Raw genomic sequence first — 22,042 nt, forward strand, 5'->3', positions numbered from 1 at the left:
TCATAAAATTAGTCTAAGTTCAAGTTAGTATTAAAATACCGAGACTTAATTGTTTAGCTCAAATTCCCTTACAAATAGGCTAGTATTTGCATACAAATCATGATATTCAGAGTAAATAAAAAAGAGGCCATCGCCTCTTTTTGTATTAAGGATTAGCGGATAACACCAACACCGTATGCGTTGAAGTAAACGCGTTGACCGTTATAAGTCTTTGTTGTGTTAGTAGCCATACGTCCCCATCCACCATCGAAGTAACGGAGAGTTCCATCGCTTTCGACGATAAATTCGTCTTTAGCTTGAGTTCCGTCAGCGTGGAAATATTGTTTAACGTTGTTGATTGTTTGGTAACCAGTTACTGCTACTCCTGTACTGTTAAAGTAGTACCATTTACCAGTTTCAGTGTTTTGGATGTAACGGTTTCTTACAAGTTGACCCCAGTTAGCATCGTAGTAACGAACTTGACCATTACTGTCTGTTACAAATTCATTTTTAGCTTGAGTACCATCTTCGTAGAAGAAGAGAGTCACACCGTTGATAACTTGAGTACCAGTTACAGCTTTACCATCAGCACCGAAGTAGTACCAGTTACCAGTTTCAGTATTTTGAATGAAACGGCTTGTTACAGCACTGCCATTGCTATAGTAGTAAGTTGCACCGTTAAGAGTTACAAAACCACTTCTTACAAGTGACCCAACACCGTATGCGTTGAAGACATAGTTGTTACCATCAGCATCAGTAATTGTTGTGTTAACAGCCATTTCACCTGAATCAGCATAGAAGTAATAAGTTGATCCATCGATTGTTACGAATTGACCTTTAACTTGAGTACCATCTTCGTTGAAGTATAGGTGTTGACCACCGATAATTTGAAGACCAGTTACAGCTTTACCATCAGCACCGAAGTAATACCAGTTACCTTCGCTATCAGAAGCAAATGAGCTCTTAAGTGCTGCACCTGAATCTGCTTGGAAGTAGTAAGTAGCGCCATCAACAGTAACGAATTGACCTTTAACTTGAGAACCGTCTTCATTGAAGTAAAGAAGGAAAGTATCAATTGTTTGAAGACCAGTTACAGCTGCCCCATCGGCACCAAAGTAGAACCAGTTATGATTTTCGTCTTCACCAAAACGATTGATATAGATTTCACCTGAATCAACGTCGAAATAATAGTATTTACCATTGATTGTAGCAGTACCTTTTTTGATTTGAGTACCATCTTCGTTGAAGTATAGGTGTTGACCGTTGATTGTTTGGAATCCAGTCACAGCAACTCCTTCTTCATTGAGGTAGTACCAGTTACCTTCTGAATCAGTAGCAAAGCGACTTGTTACAAGGTTTCCTGATTCTTCATCGAAGTAACGAGTAACGCCATCTTTATCAGTTACTGCTTCACCTTTAACTTGGTAACCTTCTGCAGTGAAGTATTGAACGTTACCGTCGATAGTTGTAAGACCTGTTGCCATTACACCATTTGAGAAGTAACGCCATTTGTCTTCAAAGAGGCTGTAACCTGATGTAGTGTATTGTTTACCATTCTTATCGAAGTAGTATGCATTACCTTCTTCATCAGTGTAGACACCATCGCGGAGCGCTTTACCGTTTTCAGCAAAGTAGTAAACGGTACCATCAATTGTTTGAAGACCTGTTACCATGTAACCATTACCATCGAAGTAGTAAAGTTCACCATCTTCTTTGATGAATGAGTTGTGTGCTGCTGCTCCACTCAAAGTAGTGTATTTATAGCCTGTTCCATCATAGCTAAATCCGATTTGGCTTGATTGACCAGTCAATTGATCTGGAAGGTAAGTTTTGTCAGTAAGTGTTGAGAAGTACTCACCTGTACCATCGCTAAGAACATAACCAGCACCACGTCCAAGGATGTTTGTACCGTTGAAGTATTTAGCTGACCATACTTTGATCAATTCGCTAGCATCGATAGTTTCACCGGTTGAAACCATGACTTCTTCGAAGATTGCTGGGTATTTCTCTTGCAACATAGCAAGGAATTCACCACCGTATTGAGCTTGGTAGTCAGTTCCTGATGATTTAGAGTTAGCAACATAACGAGTGTTGTTAATCTCAGCGCCTGGAGTTGTAACACCGTAGCTGTTTACACGAGTAGCTGTAACGACTTCTTCACCTGGCAATTGATAGATTTGGTCTGGAACCCAGTCAGCGATAACTTGGATACCAACAGAGTGAAGAGCTTTAAGAGCATTAGCAAGGTCATCTGATGAACCGTACTTGTTGTTCTTACTCATCGCCAAGTCGTAACGGTCTGAGAAGGCATAACCATTTTGGATGATTGAATCCAAGAATGTACCATCTGTAGCTGATACAAATTGAGGAGCCAATTCGAATGATGTTACACCCCATGATTTAAAGAGTTCAACGTTTTGAGCGATGATTTTGTTTGTATATTGTGAATCATCTTTAACGAAATCTTGGAAGTTTGAGAATCCTTCGTAGATCAATTGTGAATCGTAAGCTTCAGAAGTGATGTTTGTTTGGCTTCCTTCTGCTTTTTCTTCAGTTGAAGCTGCTACACGGATATCTTGAGTATCTGAAGCACCAACTGGAACCCAAACAGCAACAAAACCATTCATATCAACAGTTTCGTAACCGTGGATATCATTTGAACCGAATGTCAAGATACCATTTTCATCAGTGTATTTGATGTATGATGCTGCTTCTTCATCGCTTGCAAATGTTTTAATACCATCTGCAGTACCAAGAATCAAAGGACGGTATGCTTGGTTAGCGTGGATTTGACCCATTTCAACACGAAGACTTGCTGATTCATGAAGTGACAATTTAGGGTTGTTTGAAACGATTGTCACCATACCTGAAGTACGGCTGTATTCTGAACCTTCAGTATCGTCAGCAGTCATGATGTCTTTACCGTAACGAACTGATGTAAGAACTTCAGTTGAAGCGTATAGGTCAGATGGATCTGCTGCTGCGTATGCTGCGATTGATGAATCACCAGCTAGCCAGTTACTACGCATTGCTTGTCCACCAGAAACGTATTTGTAACGGTTTGTAAGAAGCGTTGTAATTGCATCGTAGTATGGAGATTTAGTTTCCATGTACTGACCGTTATCTGTATAAAGGTCACCATAGTAAACACGAGTGATTGATTCCATATTTGAAAGCATGATTGCATAAGCTGCAGGAATGTTGTAAAGAGTGTATTTCTTCTCAACACTGTTCATGTCTTCGTTATAGATCTTGAAGGCTTGTTCTAGTTCATCCAAAGTAAATGTGTAACCATCTGTTTCAGGGTTAATGTTTTCTTGGATAATTTTAGCGATGTAATCTTGAACTTGGTTATCGTGGGCACGAATGAAGACGTAAGTTGGATCAACATCACCGTATTCAGTGTTCAATTTACCAACTGTTGAGTAAAGAGTATTACCATTAGCGTCTTTTGCAACTGAACCATCAGAGTTGATTTGTTCAGTTTTGATTTCTTCGTTTGTTTCGTTGAAAGTATTGTTGTAGATTGGGCTTACAGCAACAGTACGTTCTGATTTTGGTTTAGTCAATGAGTAGAGCAATGCAAGACGTGTTTTGTTTTCCATTGCTAGCGCTGCACCATTGTTTTGAGCGTTATAGTGGTTATCATTGTAACCCCATGCTTCAAGGATTGAAATGTGTGCAAGAGCGTTTGCTTCACTTTCGTTTACACCGTAAACTTCTTCAAGGAATTTAGTGTAAAGTTGAAGCATGTCAGCATCGACGTTATCTACCGCATCAACACGGATACCGTCAAAGTTAGCATCGTCATCGCCTTTAACGATTGTACCCCAGTTCATGAGGTAGTAAAGTTGGTTAAGTTGCTCAGCTTGAACGACTGGGTTTGAAGTATCAACGTCGTTAGCAAGCAAGAAATCGTAACCACTGATATCAGTTGGATCTGATGCTTTATCAAGAACGGCTGGATTGATTGTACCAGTTTGGTTAGCTACCGTACGGTTAAGCAAGCGGTATGCTGAGTTAGCCCATGCTGTATTATCATTATTAACATAAAGAAGTGCTCCACCTTGCAAGTGGTCTTTATTCTTAATTTCTGAAGTGATATTCCATTGATCTTGAGTAGTTACAAATGAGCTGATAACATTACGCAACCATTCAGTATTTTGGCGTGCAGTAATTTCTTGCTCGATTTTAACTTGGATAGCTTGTACTGCTGCTGTAAGGCTAGCAGTTTCAGATTCAGCAGTGTAAGTTTCAGAATCTGAAATACCAAGTTCTTTGTTCATGTAGTTAACATAGTTAGCTTGAGTTGTTGTATCAGGCCACCATGCCATCAAGATTGGACGGAAATCGCTTGAAGTAGATTCAACCCAAGTTGTACCATTTTCAAGGATTGCTGTTGGACGGTACCAGCTTTCAGCAGTCAAGTAGTTATCGATAACTTCAAAGCTGTTTGTAGTCGCATCGTAGGCACGGTTATTTTCAGTGAAAGCAGTTTTGTTAGTGCTATCTGAAAGTTTAATGCTGCTTGCAGAATCATCTACAAGGGCACCAGTTGTTGCATCAAAGTGCAATGTGATACCGTTAACTGTAACAGTCAAGTTCTTAACAACTTGACCAAGTTCATCATAGTAGTAATATGAACCGTCAACAAGTTTAACGTTTGAAAGACTTGCGATTGCTGATGCAGTATCAGTAACTGTAGCAGTCTCTTCTGTTGCAACAGTTGTTGCAGTAGTTTCTTCAGCAGCTGTTGTAGTTGCTACTTCTGCTGCTGTTGTATCTGAAGCTTCAGAGGCAACAGTTGTGCTAGCTTCTGAAGTCGTTGATTCTGATGTAGCCGCTTGGCTTGTTTCTGAGACAGTTGCCTCAGTAGTTGTTGTTGTGCTAGCTTCGCTAGTTTGTGTTGAACTTTCAGCAACTTCTGTAGTTGTTGAAGTCGTTGTTGGTTCAGTAGCTGGGCTAACTTGTTCGTCAGCTGATGCAGCTGAACCAATGAAACCTGAAGAAAGGACAGCAGCTGTTGTTACGGCAACAGTTACCCATCTTTTCTTGACTTTACGCATTTTAAAATGAATCTTATTCTCCATTTTTAATCCCTCTCTAAATAAACGTTTCGCATTATTATAACTCTTTCATTGTCCAAAAATCAAGTAATTTCAAAAACTAATTTTCTTATAATGTTTCTCTCTCGTGAAATCCCTTGATATGACTGAAAACTTTTCTAGAAAGCTATTTGAAAGCATTCAGAAATTTTTTGAAAACAATGATGGTTGCATATTTACAAGGACTTTTCTCTTGCAAATATTGAATCTCTCTGCTTACTACTTGTGGTCGAAAACTTCTTTAAGAAATGAGAAGCAATCTGACCTGTATTTTACAATAATCTTTTAATAGATGTAGGTAGCAACACCATTGTAATCAATACGGAGGCGGTGGCCGTTGATATTGATGTAGGTGTTACGAACCATTTGACCCCAGCTAGCTTCAAAGTAATAAAGTTTACCATTGATTGTAACGAGTTCGCCTTTGGCCTGTGTACCATCTGCATAGAAATATTGGCGGATATTATTGATAGTTTGGAGACCTATTACGGCTTTACCATCAGATCCGAAATAGTACCATTTACCAGTACTTGTGTTTTGGATGTATTGGCTAGTTGCCATTTGAGCCCAATTATTATCGAAGTAATAAACGCTTCCGTTGATTGTGACAAACTCATTTTTAGCTTGGCTACCATCGGCGTAGAAGTATTGTTTAACACCATTGATAGTTTGGAAGCCTGTTACAGCTTTGCCGTCAGATCCGAAATAGAACCATTTGCCAGTTTCAGTGTTTTGGACATATTTGTTCTTAACGGCTGCTTTGTTAACATAGTAGTAAAGACTACCATCTTCTGTTACGAAGCCATCACGAACAAGTTGTGCGGTACCTGCACCGTTGGCATCAAAATTATAGTTTGTATTTCCGATTTTAAGTGTTTGGCTAACAAGCATCTCACCTGAGTCTTTATCGAAGTAACGGATGTTACCTGATGCATCTGTGATCAATTGACCTTTGACTTGTTTACCAGTGTTGTCGAAGTAAAGTTTTTGACCGTTGATAGTTTGAAGACCAGTGACTGCTTTACCGTCAGTACCGAAGTAATACCAATTACCGTTACTATCAGGAGCGAAGCGGCTGATTGCCATTTCACCTGAATCAGCATCAAAGTAATACTGACTACCATCAATAGTAACAACTTGGCCTTTAACTTGTTTACCAGTGTTGTCGAAGTAAAGTTTTTGCCCGTTAATTGTTTGAAGACCTGTCAAAATATTACCTTGAGCATCAACATAATACCAGTTACCTGCTGTATCCATGACGAACTTGTTGCTTACTTGGTTACCTGAATCAGCATCGTAATAGCGTTTTTGACCTGAAGCATCTGTTGCGAAGTCACCTTTGACTTGCTTACCTTCTGCTGTGAAGTACTGGATGTCTCCGTTGACGTTAGTCAAGCCTGTAGCCATGATGCCATTGTTAAAGTAGCGCCAGCTGTTACCGATTTGTTTGTAACCAGTTCCAGTAACTTGCTTACCATTCTCATCAAAGTAGTAAGCATTGCCATTTTCATCTGTATAGACACCGTTTTTAAGCTGTTTACCGTTAGGTAAGAAGTAATAAACAGTACCGTTGATAGTTGTTAAACCAGTAACCATGTGGCCTTGTCCGTCAAAGTAATATGAATCACCTGAAACAGTGATGAATTGATTACTTGCAGTTTTACCAGATGCTAGTTTGTAAGTGTAACCTTTTCCATCGTAGCTGAAACCTGAAATTGTTCCGCTGCTAAATAGAGCTGTTGGAAGATTGATACTTCCTGCTGTTAGGTTGAGGTAACCTGCAGCATCACTTAGGACATAGCCAATACCACGACCAAGAATATTGGTACCATTGAAGTATTTAGCTGACCATTGAGTGATCTTAGTTGATGGATCGATAGTTTTACCAGTTGAAATCTGTTTAACATTGAAGATTTCTGGGTACTTAGCTTGAAGTTCATCAAGGAAGGCACCACCGTAGACAGATTGAAGATCGCTACCGCTTGATTTAGTATTAGCTACGTAAACCTGACCATTGATACCAGAAGCTGATAGATAGTCTCCGTAGATATTAACACGTTTAACAGCTACTGCTTCTTCACCTGGCAATGAATAGATTTGGTCTGGAACCCAGTCAACGAGGACCTTGATACCAACCGAGTGGAGAGCTTTCAAGGCACCAACCAAGTCTTGTGCAGAACCGTATTTGTTATTTTGGCTAATGCCAAGGTCGTAACGGTCTGTGAAGGCATAACCATTTTGGATGATTGAGTCAAGGAAAGTTCCGTCTGTTGATGATACATATTGAGGAGCCATTTCGAAGTCTGTAATACCCCATTTAACGTATTGATCGACATTTTGTGCAATCACTTTGTTTGTGTATTGATCATCAGTTTTAACAAAGTCTTGGAAGTTTGAGAATCCTTCAAAGATAAGATGTGAGTCAAGCGCAGTATTTGAATGGTACTGTTGACCGTCGTTTATCTTAGTAGTACTTGCTTCGACACGGATATCTTGATCAGCACTTGCACCAACTGGAACCCAAACTGCTAGATAACCAGATACTTGTGCAGTAGAGTAACCTTTAATATCTGCTGACGTGAATGTCAAGTTACCGTTTGAATCAACATACTTAACAGTCTTCGTATCGCTATCGTTCAAGTATGTGGCAATACCAGTACTTGTAGACAACAAAAGTGGACGGTATGCTTGTCCAGCATGCACTTTACCAACATTAACTTGGAGTGATGTACGTGATGACATTTGGATGTTTGGATCATTTGCAATGATTGTAACCATACCAGATGTCTTAGACAAGGCTGTACCTGTTGTATCAGTTGAAGACATGATGTCTTGTCCGTAACGAACTGATGTCAACACTTCATAAGTTTTATTGTATGTTGTCGAAGCGACATTAGTCACTTTCATGCTTTGACCACCTGATGCGTAACGGATACGGGCTTGAAGCAAGGTATCGATAGCATTGTAGTAAGGTGATTTAGTTTCCATGAACTGGCCGTTATCTGTGTAGAGGTCACCATAATAAACACGTGGAACAGTGTCTTTATTTGACAATAGCAGAGCGTAGGCAGCTGGAATATTGTAGTGAGTATATTTTTTTGAAGCGCTATTCATATCAGCATTGTAAATTTCAAATGCTTTTGAAAGCTCATCAAGAGTAAATGTGTAACCATCTGTTGCTGAATTGATTTCAGAAGAGATGATTTTTGCGATGATTGTTTGTACTTCACTATCGTGGGCACGAACGAATGAGTAATTGGCTTGTGAAGTGTTGTAAGTACTGTTATTAGAACGATCAACAAGTTCACTCTTAATCAAGTAACTCAAAGAATAGCGTGATGAACGAGTCAAGGTATTGAGCAAGGAAATACGGAAACTGTCATCCATATTGAGGTGCTCACCACCATTGTCTTTAGTGTATTGTGGGTCGTTGTGACTCCAAGCTTCTAGGATTGAAAGGTGCTCATTGTTTTTAGCATCGCTTTCATCAGTTCCGTACATTGCTTGGTAGAGATCAGCTGCGATTTGAAGAAGGTCAGCATCAACATTATCTACTGCGTCAATACGGACACCGTCAAAGTTAGCATCTGGATCATTTGCAAAGATGCTACCGAAGTTCATCAAGTAGTAAAGTTGGTTAAGTTGCTCTGCTTGAACGATTGGATTTGAGTTATCAACGTCGTTAGCCAAGAGATATTCTGAACCACCGATTGAATTATCGGTAAAGTATTTACGAGTACCTGTTTGGTTAGTTGGTGTGCGGCTGATCAAACGATAATCAGAATTCGCCCATGGCGTCTTATCACTATTAACATATTCAAAGGCACCACCTTGCAAGTGCTCAGTTGTACGGTATTCAGAACTTTGATTCCATTGAGACTGAGTCGCAACGAAGGATTTCATCGTTTCACGCAACCATTCAGTGCTTGCTTGCGCAGTGATTTTTTGCTCAATTTTAGCTTGAATAGCTTGTGTAGCAGTTGTGAGAGCTTGGCTTGTTGAACTTGTTGTTACACTTCCACTGATACCGAGTTCTTTGTTCATGTAGTTAACATAGTTAACTTGAGTTGCAGTGTCTGGCCACCATGACATAAGAATTGGACGGAAGTCATTCTCTGTACTTGCAGTCCAAGTTGTACCATTTTGTAGAATGTATTTTGGACGATACCAGCTATCAGCTGTTAGGTAGTTATCGACAGTTTCAAAGCTCTCTGCAGTATTGTCGTAGGCTTGGTTATAGTCGCTATAACTGTAAGTTGTATCTGTGTAGGCACCTGTTTCTGCATCAAAGTAGAGTGACACGCCGTTCACAGTAATAGTAATATTCTTGATGATATTACCTGATTCATCATAATAGTAGTATTTTCCGTCAACTAATTTGATATTAGCTTGGCTACTAAGAGCTGAATTGATTTCTTCAGTCGTAGGATCAACGATTGTCGTATTTGTAGTAGACTCTTCCGTTGTCGCATAAGCGATTGAAGGTGCAATTGCAGCTACTGCTGTTTCTGTAGTAGTCTCAAGCTCTTCCTCTTGGCTACTAGTATCAACTGCAGTTGTACTTGTTTCTTCACTTGTGAGGCTAACTTCCTGGTTAAGCTCAGCTTGACTTGTAGCTTGGCTTGTCTCAGAAGCTAGACTAGTTTCACTAGTACTCGACTCACTAGACGTCGTGACTTGACTACTTGTTTCAGTTGTCACATCTTCTGCTTGTACAGTTGATGTAAGACCACCGACAAGTGCAAATCCAGCAACAGATGTTAAAGCGATGGTTACCCATTTTTTCTTCACTTTACGCATCTTATATCGCATTTTGATTTCCATTTTGTTTCTCCCTCATAAAATGTTAAAAATATTATAGCTTAACTTTTGCTTAAAAATCAACTTAAGGCACTTCTTAATGATATTCTCATGAATAAAATCTGTTAAAATAGCCGAAAATCCCTTTATATCAGTGTATTCATGAGTTTTTACACAATTTAATCTTTCGGATTATAAAGAAGTTTACTAATGAAAGAGAGATGGATTCGCTTCCAAAAAACGTATATTTCCAATTTTTATGCATATATGAAAAGGCTTATGTCAAAATCTTTGAAATATTGTCATCATTCTGAAATAATGTTTGACCAAAGTTTACTTTTAAGGATAAAGCTATTTAAGAGCAAAGAAAAAACAATTGAGTTCATTTTCTCAATTGTTTTTTTTATGTTCTAGTTATTAAACGGTTAGGTAATTTTGAAGGTCTTTAAGGGCACGATCAGCAATGGCTTCATAGCGAAGCTTTTTATCACGGATACGTGGTCCTTCTAGTTCTTTAATGATACCGAAGTTAACGTTCATTGGTTGGAAATGTTTACTTTCAGCATGTGTGACATAGTAAGGCAGGCTTCCGATAGCTGTTGTGTGGGGGAATACCACTTCTTCTTCACCTTTGAAGAGACGGGCAGCATTGATACCTGCAACAAGTCCTGAGGCTGCTGATTCAACATAACCCTCAACACCAGTCATTTGCCCAGCAAAGAAGAGGTTCTTGTTGGCGCGTGATTGGAAGGTCTGTGTCAAGAGATTTGGTGAATCCATATAGGAATTGCGGTGCATAACGCCGTAACGGACGAATTCTGCATTTTCAAGGCCTGGAATCATTTGGAAAACACGTTTTTGCTCACCCCATTTGAGGTGTGTTTGGAAACCAACGATGTTGTATAGACTACCAGCAGCATTGTCCTGACGAAGCTGAACAACGGCATAAGGTGTCTTGAAGTCGCCATCACGTGGCCCTTCATAGTCATCTGGATACTCCAAACCAACTGGTTTCATTGGTCCGTAGAGCATGGTTTTGATACCACGTTTTGCCATCACTTCGATTGGCATACAACCTTCGAAGTATTTTTCTTTTTCAAAGGAATTAAGCGGAGCTTCTTCTGCTGTTGTCAAGGCTTCGTGGAAAGCCATGAATTCTTCTTTTGTCATAGGACAGTTTAGGTAAGCAGCTTCGCCTTTATCATAACGAGATTTGAGATAAACCTTAGTCATGTCAATCGTTGATTTATCAATGATTGGTGCTGCCGCATCATAGAAATAGAAACCATCACCACCATTGAGTTTGTGGATCTTTTCAGCAAGGGCATCTGAAGTTAGCGGTCCAGTCGCAATGACTGTGATAGCATCATCTGGAATCTCAGTGATTTCACCACGGATAACCTCGATAAGTGGGTTGTTTTCAAGCTCTGCAGTAACTGCTTCTGCGTAACCTTCACGGTCAACAGCCATGGCACCACCAGCTGGAACACGGTGGGCTTCTCCATTACGCATGATGATAGAATCAAGCTGACGCATCTCTTCTTTCAAGAGACCGACCGCATTGGTCAAGCTGTCGCCACGGAAAGAATTTGAGCAGACCAGTTCAGCGAAATTAGCTGTTTTATGCTGTGGAGTCGCCTTGACACCACGCATTTCATAGAGTTTGACTGGAATACCGCGTTTAGCGATTTGATAGGCAGCTTCAGAGCCGGCAAGACCAGCACCGATAACATTGATATAAGATTGAGACAAAACTAATACCTCTTTGGGAGTGAGTTGATAGACAACCAGACCCACAAATCTTTCTAAATAATAAAATAAGACTGCTTTATAAAAAGCAATGCAACTACCATTCTACCAAAAATCGACTTAAAAAACTATTTTTCTAGAGTAATTCCCTAAAATAAATAACTATTTAGAATAATTTTAAAATTGCATAAAAGAGAAGATTACAAATGAATCTTAAATGACAAAAATGATAACTTTCTCATATTTACAAGCGTTTTCATGCTTCCATTTCACATTTTCAAAGTAAAATTAACTCTAATCCAGTAAATTTACTATTTATAGTGGTATTTTCTTAGAAAAGTGATTGCAAAACTACTCTTTGCCTATTTTAAGAATGAAAACTTATAGGAAAGTTGATTTCATTCGTTTTTCATATCTTTTTTGGAAGAAACAAGAAAAATTCACATTTTTACAAGTTTCATTTCTTATATAGAAAAACAGCGTTTCAAACGCTGTTCTGGTTGAAGACAAAGTCTTTTTCTTGATACTTCCTTATGTGATTTCGGACGGTAGGTGAAATTATCCAGTGGATGATTTCAGGAATCAGTGGAATTCCATTTGAGCCTCTTCGCCTTCAAGTTTCAAAGCTCAGACCTGAAACAGTCCGCTGGACTGTTTCACTCTCAAATATTCCGAGTGTAAGAAATGCTTTAAAATAGACATTTCTTACACTTTCATCACGGCGGAAGTATCTTTTGAGGCTCGCTAACGCTCGCATGAAATCGGAAAATTTATTTTAAATAAGCAGAGCTTTTGTATCCAGTTCCGTTGAAAGTTAGGTTTATCCACATTCTGAACAGCGTTTGAAACGCTATTTAGTTTATTTGACTTTTTCTTCTTTGTAGTCACATTCTTCATTGCTACATACGACTTGTTTGCCACCACCACGGATTTTCTTCTCAACGAGGTAGTCGCCTGATTTAGGACAGTTTCGTCCAACAGGAATACCCCATGAGGTGAATTCGCAATCTGGATAGCGACTGCATCCGTAGAAGATTCGGTTTCGTTTTGTTTTACGTTCGATGACCTGCCCCTCACCACATGTTGGACAGACAACACCGATTTCTTTGGTGATAGGTTTCGTGTTATGACAGTCTGGGAAGTTGCTACATGCGTAGAATTTCCCATAGCGACCGAGCTTGATAACCATTGGATGACCACAGACATCACAGTCAAAGCCAGCTGGCTCATCCTTAATCTGGATTTTTTCAATCTCAGTCTCTGCTTTTTCCAACTCTGTTTCAAATGGTTTATAGAACTCGTCGATAACCTTCTGCCACTGCTCTTTACCAATTTCAACTTGGTCTAGCTTACCTTCCATTTCAGCCGTGAATTTGACATCGACGATATCAGGGAAGAATTCAACAATCAAGCTATTGACAATCTCACCAAGCTCTGTTGGTTCAAAGCGCTTAGCTGCTAATTTAACATAATAGCGGCGCTGAATAACATCAAGTGTCGGTGCATAGGTTGATGGGCGTCCAACACCATTTTCTTCCAAGGTCTTGATAAGAGTTGCCTCTGAATAACGAGCTGGTGGCTGTGTGAAGTGTTGTTCGGGGCTTGTTAGGACCTTCTTAACGGTATCGCCTTCTTCCATCTCAGGAAGCATCTTATTCTTATCTGAGTCATTGTAGACAGCCATGTAACCATCAAATTTGACCTGACTACCATTGGCAACGAAAATCACACCATTTTGTGAGAGGTTGACCTTCATGGTATCAAAGACTGCAGCAGTCATCTGACTAGCAACAAAACGATTCCAAATAAGAGTGTAGAGTTTGAGCTGGTCTTTATCCAAGTATTTGGCAATCGATTCTGGAGTTTGGAAGACATTGGAAGGACGGATAGCTTCGTGGGCATCTTGGGCACCACTTGCGTTACGCACTCTGTTACCATGTTTTGAATATTGACTTCCGAAACGTTCTGTGATGAAATCAGCAGCCTGTCCTTGTGCGATTGGACTGATACGTGTTGAGTCTGTACGCATATAGGTAATCAAACCTTGCTGACCAGAACCAATGTTGATCCCTTCATAGAGTTGCTGGGCAACCATCATGGTCTTACGAGTTCGGAAATTGATTTTATTAGCTGCATCCTGTTGCAATGATGAAGTCGTATATGGAAGCGGTGCATTGCGACGACGCTCTTTCTTTTCAACCTTATCGACATTGAAGAGGTCATCTTTGATACGAGCCAGTACTTCTTTGACATCGTCATTGTTACTGAGTTTAACCTTCTTACCGTCAAGTCCGTAAAAGGCAGCCTGGAACTTCTTCGTTCCCTTTTTAAAGGCACCATCAATAGTCCAGTACTCTTCTGGTTTAAAGGCTTTAATTTCATTTTCACGGTCGATAATCAGTTTAAGTGCAACGGATTGAACGCGACCAGCAGATAGCCCCTTCTTAACTTTTTTCCAAAGTAGCGGCGAGATTGAGTAACCAACGATACGGTCAAGAACGCGACGGGCTTGTTGCGAATCTACCAGATCCATATCAATTTGGCGTGGCTCAACAAAGGCATTTTTGACAGCATCCTTGGTAATCTCGTTAAAAACAACACGGTTCTTATCTTCAAGACTGAGCCCTAAGATATGTGACAAATGCCATGAAATAGCTTCTCCTTCACGGTCCGGGTCACTTGCCAGAAAGACTTGCTTGGCTTTTTTAGCCTCTTTTTTCAAATCATTGATAAGCGGACCTTTACCACGGATATTGATATACTGAGGCTCATAATTGTTCTCAAAGTCGATTGACATACTCGATTTTTTCAAATCACGGATGTGACCGACTGAGGCGACAACCTTGTAGTTACGCCCAAGATATTTTTCGATGGTTTTAGCCTTGGCAGGTGATTCCACGATTACCAAGTTTTTCTTAGCAGTCGTCGATTTCTTCTTTGTCGTCGTTTTTTTAGACGTTTTACTTGTTTTTGCTGTTGCCATACGTTTACTTCCTATACTTTACATTAGGCTCTGTTTTTCTCTTGAAAATAGCAGAGCTTTCCTTGCAGTAACTGCAAACCTATAGCATAATAACCCACTTTCCTTAAACTGTCAATAAAAAACTTTTTTCTATAGGAGAAGTTGATAATTTTCTAGTATTCATTTAGGACGTCAAAGCCTGTCGTGATGCACTTCGCACCCTCTTGAATCAGGTGATGACATCCATCTGATAAACCATCCAAAATATTACCAGGGATAGCAAAGACATCTCGTCCTTCTTCTAGAGCACGTTCGCAGGTAATAAGACTGCCTGAGCGCATCTTGGCTTCAGCAACGATAACACCTTGCGCCAGTCCAGCGATGATACGATTACGTTCAGGAAAATGAAATTTTAAGGGCTGTTCACCAGGTCCATACTCGGTCAGAATGAGATGATTTTTTGAAATATAGTCTTGGAGTGCCTTGTTTTCTTTAGGATAAGTGACATCCAAACCAGTACCAATAATGGCAATGGTAGCTCCGCCATTTTTCAATGCAGAAACATGAGCAGCCGTATCGATGCCACGAGCGAGACCAGAGACGATGACGAACTGATTACCTAGTTCCTTGATGATTTTCTGAACAGATTTGGTGCCTGTCTGACTAGATTTGCGGGAACCGACGACTGCTAACTTGGGCTTGTCTAAGAGGTCCAGATTTCCCTGATAGAAAAGAAGGGTTGGGGGATTGTAGATAGACTTGAGAGCTAGAGGGTATTCCTTGTCCAAGATGGATAGAGTTGGAAAACGATTGAATTCCTCACGGATTGCCTTTGTATCAAGTTGCTTGTAATGCTCCATGAAAACAAGCGGATTTTTACATTTGGAAACGACTGCCATATCACGAAGCGACAGCGATTTTCCAACCTGTTGCTGATAGTTGAGAATGTTGTTGATATTGAGATTGGAAAGACCAGCTTTCTTTAATTTATAGAGTTCAAAATTGTTCATAAAACTACCTCCACTAGGATAATTCGAAAAAAGCACTGAATACTAAGATTCAATGCTTGCTTTCATATCTTGGAAATGGCAGAATGCGCCGATTAAGTTGGCTTGGTTATGAAAATGACAGGACAAAATCTTGAACTCTTCCTTATCTCTAAGGAGTTTTTGTTCCTGACAGAGGAGGTCATATTGTCTCTTGATTTCTTCGATCAAGAGCTCCTGCTGGCTGATGCCCCCACCAATCAAGATACGGTCAAAGTCAAAAAGTCCTTTTAGATTGATGATATGCAGGGCGATTTGTCTGCAATAATCTTGGAAAAGCTGATTCAAATCAGGATTGTGTCCAGTTTCTAATTGCTCAAAGACCAGTCGTCCATCTGCTTCTTCTAAGTTCAAGACTTGACTAGCTTGATTGATGAAATTAACCGCAGAGCCAGAATTTTCAAAGAGACTCTGAAGGCTTGCTTGGAAAAATTGATTACCAATTTGTCGCTGCTCTGCCTGCTCTTGATTGTTCTGTGCCTTATCCCTCGTTTGAAACCGTTGAAGAAGGGGAATCAGCTCTGCATTTCTCAAAGAAAAAAGCTGTCCTTTGGAGATGAGAGCGAGCCCCACACCTGTCCCTAGGACCAAAACCGCTCCGTAGTCGACATCAAGCAGATTACCCAGTCGCCCTTCAGCAAGTCCTGCTGCATTGGCATCGTTGATGACAGTAACAGGAATCTGGTGCTTCTGAGCTAGATTCTGTCCGAGGGGATATAATTTCAAGTAAGAAATTAAACCACCTGAATGGATGAATCCCGTCTTATCATTGATTTGACCTGGGCAGGAAATGGAGATACCAGCGATTTCGTCTCTGACTGAAGCTACCAAATCATCTAGACTAGCTTGAAAGTCATCGAGATTGGTCTTGGGTGTCGGACGTTTTTCCAGCATCTCCAGTTTAAACTGCTCATCAATCAGAGCCGACTTGATAAAGGTGCCACCGATATCAATGGTCAAAAACCTTGCCATATCCTTCTCCTACTCTTTCATTGACTTGATTGGCTCAAATGTTCTGCGGTGGATGGGTGTTATCCCATAGTTATCGAGACCAGCCAGGTGATCCTTGGTTCCGTAGCCAGCATTTTGTGAAAAGGCATAGCCAGGGTAAGTTTTGTCGTAGTCAGCCATCATGCGATCTCTGGTTACCTTTGCGACGATTGAAGCTGCCGCTATCGAAAGCGAATTGGCATCGCCTTTGATGATAGACTCCTGTTCAATGGGAAGGTCTAGTTTCATGGCATCAATCAGTAGATAATCTGGCTGTTTAACCTGACCTTCTAGATTGGCAATTGCTTCCATCATGGCTAACTTGGTAGCTTCATAAATATTGACTTGGTCAATGACTTGATTGTCCTTGATACCGATTCCGACTCCTAGCGCACGCGCCATGACTGCCTCATAAATCTCCTCATGCTTCTTCTTAGGGATTTTCTTAGAGTCATTGAGTCCTTGGATTTTACAATTTTTTGGCAGAACGACACAGGCTGCTACTACTGGACCAGCTAAGGGGCCTCTGCCGACTTCGTCAATACCTGCGATGGCTTGATAGCCTTTTTGATAGGCAGCCTTTTCGTAGCGCAGCATTTGTTCCAAACGCTCGTCCTCGTCAATAGCTGCTTGAATAGCTTTGCGACGCTGTTTGATTGCTGTTTGGACACCTGCCCTGCTATCATTGATAAAATCCTCCCAGCCTGGATCAGACAAATCTGTCAGCTGCTGCAAGGCTTCCTTGACTTCCTTAATCGTTGCCATCTTCTTCTCCGACGATATCAAGGGTATAGCGGCCAAGTTTGCCATCACGAACCTCTTTGACGAAGAGCTGATAAAAACGGTCGTAATCATCACGGAAGCCAAGTTTTCGTGTCATCTCCATAATGATTTCAGGCGCTTCTTCCTCTAAGTCAATGCCCTTGAAACGCTCAAGCAAGCGATCTGGATAGTAGGTCTTGAAGTAGTTGAGTCCAAAAATGGTAACTTCGTCCATTGGCAGAAGCTGGTCCTTGATAGCACCAGTCAAAGCCAGTTTCAAGCCAACCAACTGGTCTTCAAATTTAGGCCAGAGAATCCCTGGTGTGTCCAAAATTTCCAAATCTTTGTTAGATTTAAGCCACTGCTGCCCCTTAGTAACCCCTGGTTTATTCCCAACAACGGCAATTTTCTTACCAGCTAGACGGTTCATAAGGGTTGATTTACCAGCATTTGGAATACCGATAATCATAGTACGAAGAGTTTCTTTTTGAATACCACGCTCACGCAGTTTCGCAAGCTTATCCTTCATCAGATCCTTGGCGGCATCTGTGACCAGTTTGACCGTTGCTTGCTCCTTAGAGTTGATAGCAAGCGTTTTGATCCCTTGGCTTTCAAAATGCTTGCGCCATTCCTTTGTACGATTGCTATCAGCCAAATCAGCTTTGTTTAGGATGAGGAGTTTGGGCTTGTCGCCTACAATCTTTGTCAGCATAGGGTTCTGACTAGAGAGGGGCAGACGAGCATCCACCAGAATCGTCACAAAATCGACGTGTTTAATATTTTCCTGAACCTGACGACGTGCCTTGGACATATGGCCAGGAAACCATTGAATAGTTGCCATGTATTTATAATTCCTTTCGTAGTAAGAGTTTGAAGCCTTGCCTTAGTTAAATTCATGTTTACTGGACAATTATTAAGCAAAGCCGCATGGTTAATAAAATCTGTCATTGCAACAGTAGCCCTGCTATTATCGATAGTAGAGTAATTAGTGAATTCGTTAAAATATGAGCTAACACACTGTTTCGTAAATGTCTAGATTGATAATACAAGCTACTGTAGAGGAAGCCGAAGATAAAATAATCCAGCAGACTCAGAGATAGGGTATAGGTATGAGCAAAAGCAAAAAGAAAGGCTGAGAGAAATATTGCCGTGTATTGTTTCTTTGGATAAAGCCTAAGAAGTCCCTCTAAGAGAAGCCCTCTAAAAACAATCTCTTCAAGAATTGGACCTAGAAGATGAAGGTTCACCATCATAAACAACATATTGTGCGAACGTAATTGTTGTATTAGGTCATCATTATTAGCAGAGGTCAAATGAACCCCGAAAAACTGCATTATCGATTTTATCCCAATAATCAACAAGACGGTTAATAGCGTCCATCCGAAAACAAGTTTTAAAGATAGCTTTTCTTTAATAGGAATGTTAGGAAAGCTCTTTGCTCTAAGTAATAATAGACCTGTTAATGTCACCAAGAAGGCTAGCAGTCCAACTGTTAGTTTAAGAACAAGGTTCTCATCAAAAAGAGTGATTCCCAGATAAGTTGGCATTTGTATCACCAAACTCAATAAGATCGTTACCACTATCAAGGCACTTAATTTCAAAAATCTCATTTCCTCTCCTAAACTATTTCTTTCTATTTATTCCCACCAAATACTCATGGCTAGCGAGTTGTTCTGCGGGATTTGTCATGTCAGCTAGGTTGATTTCATAGATGTAGCTTGCATTGGGGTTGAGGTGGGGAAGGACAGCCGCCCAATCAACTTTTCCTTGTCCAAGGGTCAGGCTGTCGTGGCTTCTTCCCATTGAATCAACCAAGTGATAATGCTGGATATTGTCTTTTAGATTGTCCAGTGATGTCAAAAGCGCAGCCATATCGCCCTCTAGCTCGATAAAGGCATGAGATATGTCGTAGGCCAAAGGTAACTTAGTCTGCGCTAGCTTTTTATCAAAATCTTCATGCCCAAAGGCAAAGAGCGACCAGATGCCGTTTTCGAAGATCAAGTGGTCGGGATATTTTTGGTAAAGGCTGAGCAGTCGATCAAGCAGATAATTTTGAGCTTGAAGCTTGTCATCAAAGGGAGTTAAGAGGTCAGGCTCGCGCATTTCATAGGAACCGTGCACCAGAACCTTGGCATCATATTTTTTTGCCAAGGTTAGAAGGTCCTGGATTGATGAATCAATGAAGTTGACCAGCTCAGAATTGTTACTAGAATGGGCTAACAGCTCGCAGAAACGCTCCTTGTACTTCATGGGATGATGGAGAATGATGGTCTCTACACCAGCATTCCTAACCTCTATGATTGCTTCTTCTAGTCTTTTAAGACCTTCTGTGCTGAAGTCTTCTTGGTCAGTATGGAATTCAAAGACTTGTGGATGGTATCTTAGACGACTCTCTACTTGCTTGGGATCTGAACTGGCCTTGAGTCCTAAACGAATTGGAATCATGTCTTCTCTTTCTAGTAGTTGGGAAATTAGACGAGCTCGTTGAAGTCCCAAACTTCTGTCCAACCTTCATAAAATTCAGGCTCGTGGCAGACCATGAGAATAGTTCCCTTGTAGGCTTGGAGAGCACGGCGGAGTTCATCTTTGGCATCGACGTCAAGGTGGTTAGTCGGCTCGTCTAGTACCAAGACATTGTTTTCACGGTTCATGAGTAAACAGAAACGAACCTTAGACTGCTCACCACCTGAGAGGACTTGTATTTGGCTTTCGATGTGTTTTGAGGTCAAGCCACATTTGGCAAGTGCTGCACGGACTTCGGCTTGGTTAAGTGCTGGAAAGGCATCCCATACTGCTTCAAGCGGTGTCTGACGAGAGCCTTCAGCTTCTTGTTCAAAGTAGCCGATTTCAAGGAAGTCACCAGTTTCAACTTGACCTTCAAGTGGTTTGATAACACCGAGAAGACTCTTAAGTAGGGTTGACTTACCGATACCATTGGCACCAACGATAGCGATTTTCTGGTTACGTTCTAGGGTCAAATTAAGCGGTGCTTTTGTCAATGGACGGTCATAACCGATAACCAAATCTTGTGTTTGGAAGATAAAGCGTCCCGGTGTACGTGATTCCTTGAAGTGGAATTCTGGTTTTGGTTTTTCAGCTTGGAGTTCGATAATATCCATCTTATCCAATTTCTTCTGACGAGACATAGCCATATTTCGAGTGGCAACACGCGCCTTGTTGCGGTTAACAAAGTCCTGCAAGTCAGCAATTTCTTTCTGCTGGCGCTCGTAAGCTGCTTCCAGCTGTGCTTTTTTCATAGCATAAACCGACTGGAAGTTATCGTAGTCACCGGCATAGCGCACCAAGTCCAGGTTTTCCACGTGGTAGACGATATTGATAACATCATTGAGGAAAGGAATGTCGTGGGAGATAAGGACAAAGGCGTTTTCGTACTCTTGCAAGTAGCGTTTAAGCCAAGCAATATGCTCCGCATCCAAGTAGTTGGTCGGCTCGTCTAGGAGAAGAATGTCTGGTTTTTCAAGCAAGAGCTTAGCCAGCAAAATCTTTGTACGTTGACCACCAGAAAGCTCAGTCACATCTGAGTTCATACCGAAATCCATAACACCAAGGGCACGTGCAACTTCGTCAATCTTGGCATCAAGTGTATAGAAATCACGAGATTCCAAGCGGTCTTGCAATTCACCAACTTCTTCCATAAGGGCATCAACATCAGCACCTTCTTCTGCCATTGACATGTAAATATCATTGATACGGCTTTCTGTCTTAAAAAGCTCATCAAAGGCAGTACGAAGAACATCACGAACAGTCATCCCTTTTTCAAGAACGGCGTGCTGGTCCAAGTAACCAACAGAGACATAGCGTGACCATTCCACCTTACCTTCATCAGGTTGCAAGCTACCTGTGACGATAGACATGAAGGTTGATTTTCCTTCACCGTTGGCACCGACAAGCCCGATATGCTCACCCTTAAGAAGGCGGAAAGAGACATTTTCAAAAATAGCACGATCTCCAAAACCGTGACTGAGATTCTTAACTTCTAAAATTGACATGATTATTTCCTTTATTTACAGTTAAAAAAGCCGTTCTGACGGCTTTTTCTCTGTCTTTAATTATGGCAAAATATGGGCTGTTTGTCAATTTATAGCAGAAGCTAAGACTTATTTCCAAACCTTTTTGAACTCTTTAAGAAAACCAGTGTGAAAATATAAAAGATAAGCGCCAGCTATTCCCAAAAGAACCCCAAGGCTATCAAATGGTAGCTTTAGTAAGGCATATTCAGGAGTCGCATAGACAAAGGATCTGCCAAGAAAGTAACCAATCAAGTCAATGACTGCACCCAGGGCGAGTATAGAGACTACCTTTAATCGGTTGAGATCAGGGCGAAGCTCCTTATTTTTCAATAGCAGAGCGATGACTAAAACTTGAAGGCTGTGTGTAATAAGTGTGACGAACATGGGTGCTGGGTAGAAAAAGAAATCGCCAAAGAATGAGCCTACGCCAGCAATAATGACTGCTTCTGTGGCTGGAAAAATCATAGCAACCAAGAAGATAAGGATCGTGTTAAAGTAAAAATGGCCACCAGGGACTGGAATAGAAAAAATGCTAGCGCTCAGGATAATTACCAGAGCCATAAAGATTGCTGAAATGCTCAAACGTCTAGTTGTCATAAGGATTACCTCCACTGTTTA

12 protein-coding genes are annotated in these 22,042 nt (G+C 40.8%); all 12 read right to left on the reverse strand.

Annotated elements, in window-relative coordinates; all coding sequences use genetic code 11:
• Positions 1–152 precede the first annotated feature (152 nt).
• On the reverse strand, positions 153–5,069 hold the full coding sequence (locus JOC28_RS01340) for a glycoside hydrolase family 70 protein (protein WP_205008849.1): 4,917 nt from the start codon (positions 5,067–5,069) through the stop codon (positions 153–155).
• Between the two features lie 300 nt (positions 5,070–5,369).
• The gene (locus tag JOC28_RS01345; protein ID WP_205008850.1) at positions 5,370–9,908 is read right to left on the reverse strand and encodes a glycoside hydrolase family 70 protein; all 4,539 of its coding nucleotides are present in this window, start codon (positions 9,906–9,908) and stop codon (positions 5,370–5,372) included.
• Positions 9,909–10,301: 393 nt separating this feature from the next.
• Entirely contained in the window at positions 10,302–11,636 is a 1,335-nt protein-coding gene (trmFO, locus tag JOC28_RS01350; RefSeq protein ID WP_205008851.1) for a methylenetetrahydrofolate--tRNA-(uracil(54)-C(5))-methyltransferase (FADH(2)-oxidizing) TrmFO, read from the reverse strand.
• An 856-nt stretch (positions 11,637–12,492) separates the two neighbouring features.
• The gene (topA, locus tag JOC28_RS01355; RefSeq protein WP_205008852.1) at positions 12,493–14,616 is read right to left on the reverse strand and encodes a type I DNA topoisomerase; all 2,124 of its coding nucleotides are present in this window, start codon (positions 14,614–14,616) and stop codon (positions 12,493–12,495) included.
• Between the two features lie 152 nt (positions 14,617–14,768).
• Positions 14,769–15,605, reverse strand: a complete 837-nt coding sequence (dprA, locus tag JOC28_RS01360) for a DNA-processing protein DprA (protein ID WP_205008853.1) — start codon at positions 15,603–15,605, stop codon at positions 14,769–14,771.
• A gap of 42 nt (positions 15,606–15,647) precedes the next feature.
• Positions 15,648–16,613 carry an ROK family protein gene (locus JOC28_RS01365; RefSeq protein WP_205008854.1) on the reverse strand — a complete coding sequence of 322 codons (966 nt, stop codon included), beginning with the start codon at positions 16,611–16,613 and terminating at the stop codon, positions 15,648–15,650.
• 9 nt (positions 16,614–16,622) lie between these two features.
• Positions 16,623–17,396, reverse strand: a complete 774-nt coding sequence (locus tag JOC28_RS01370) for a ribonuclease HII (RefSeq protein WP_205008855.1) — start codon at positions 17,394–17,396, stop codon at positions 16,623–16,625.
• On the reverse strand, positions 17,383–18,234 hold the full coding sequence (ylqF, locus tag JOC28_RS01375; RefSeq protein ID WP_205008856.1) for a ribosome biogenesis GTPase YlqF: 852 nt from the start codon (positions 18,232–18,234) through the stop codon (positions 17,383–17,385). Before ylqF ends, JOC28_RS01370 begins: the two co-directional genes overlap by 14 nt.
• A 103-nt stretch (positions 18,235–18,337) precedes the next feature.
• Positions 18,338–19,003, reverse strand: a complete 666-nt coding sequence (locus JOC28_RS01380) for a CPBP family intramembrane glutamic endopeptidase (RefSeq protein ID WP_205008857.1) — start codon at positions 19,001–19,003, stop codon at positions 18,338–18,340.
• Between the two features lie 13 nt (positions 19,004–19,016).
• Positions 19,017–19,838, reverse strand: coding sequence for a sugar phosphate isomerase/epimerase family protein (locus JOC28_RS01385; RefSeq protein ID WP_205008858.1), 822 nt, complete (start codon positions 19,836–19,838; stop codon positions 19,017–19,019).
• Between the two features lie 26 nt (positions 19,839–19,864).
• Positions 19,865–21,403: an ABC-F family ATP-binding cassette domain-containing protein gene (locus JOC28_RS01390; RefSeq protein ID WP_205008859.1), complete on the reverse strand. Its 1,539-nt coding sequence runs from the start codon at positions 21,401–21,403 to the stop codon at positions 19,865–19,867.
• Positions 21,404–21,511: 108 nt separating this feature from the next.
• The gene (locus JOC28_RS01395; protein WP_205008860.1) at positions 21,512–22,021 is read right to left on the reverse strand and encodes an ECF transporter S component; all 510 of its coding nucleotides are present in this window, start codon (positions 22,019–22,021) and stop codon (positions 21,512–21,514) included.
• Between the last annotated feature and the right edge of the window lie 21 nt (positions 22,022–22,042).

This window comes from Streptococcus loxodontisalivarius, from assembly GCF_016908645.1.
GTDB lineage: Bacteria > Bacillota > Bacilli > Lactobacillales > Streptococcaceae > Streptococcus > Streptococcus loxodontisalivarius.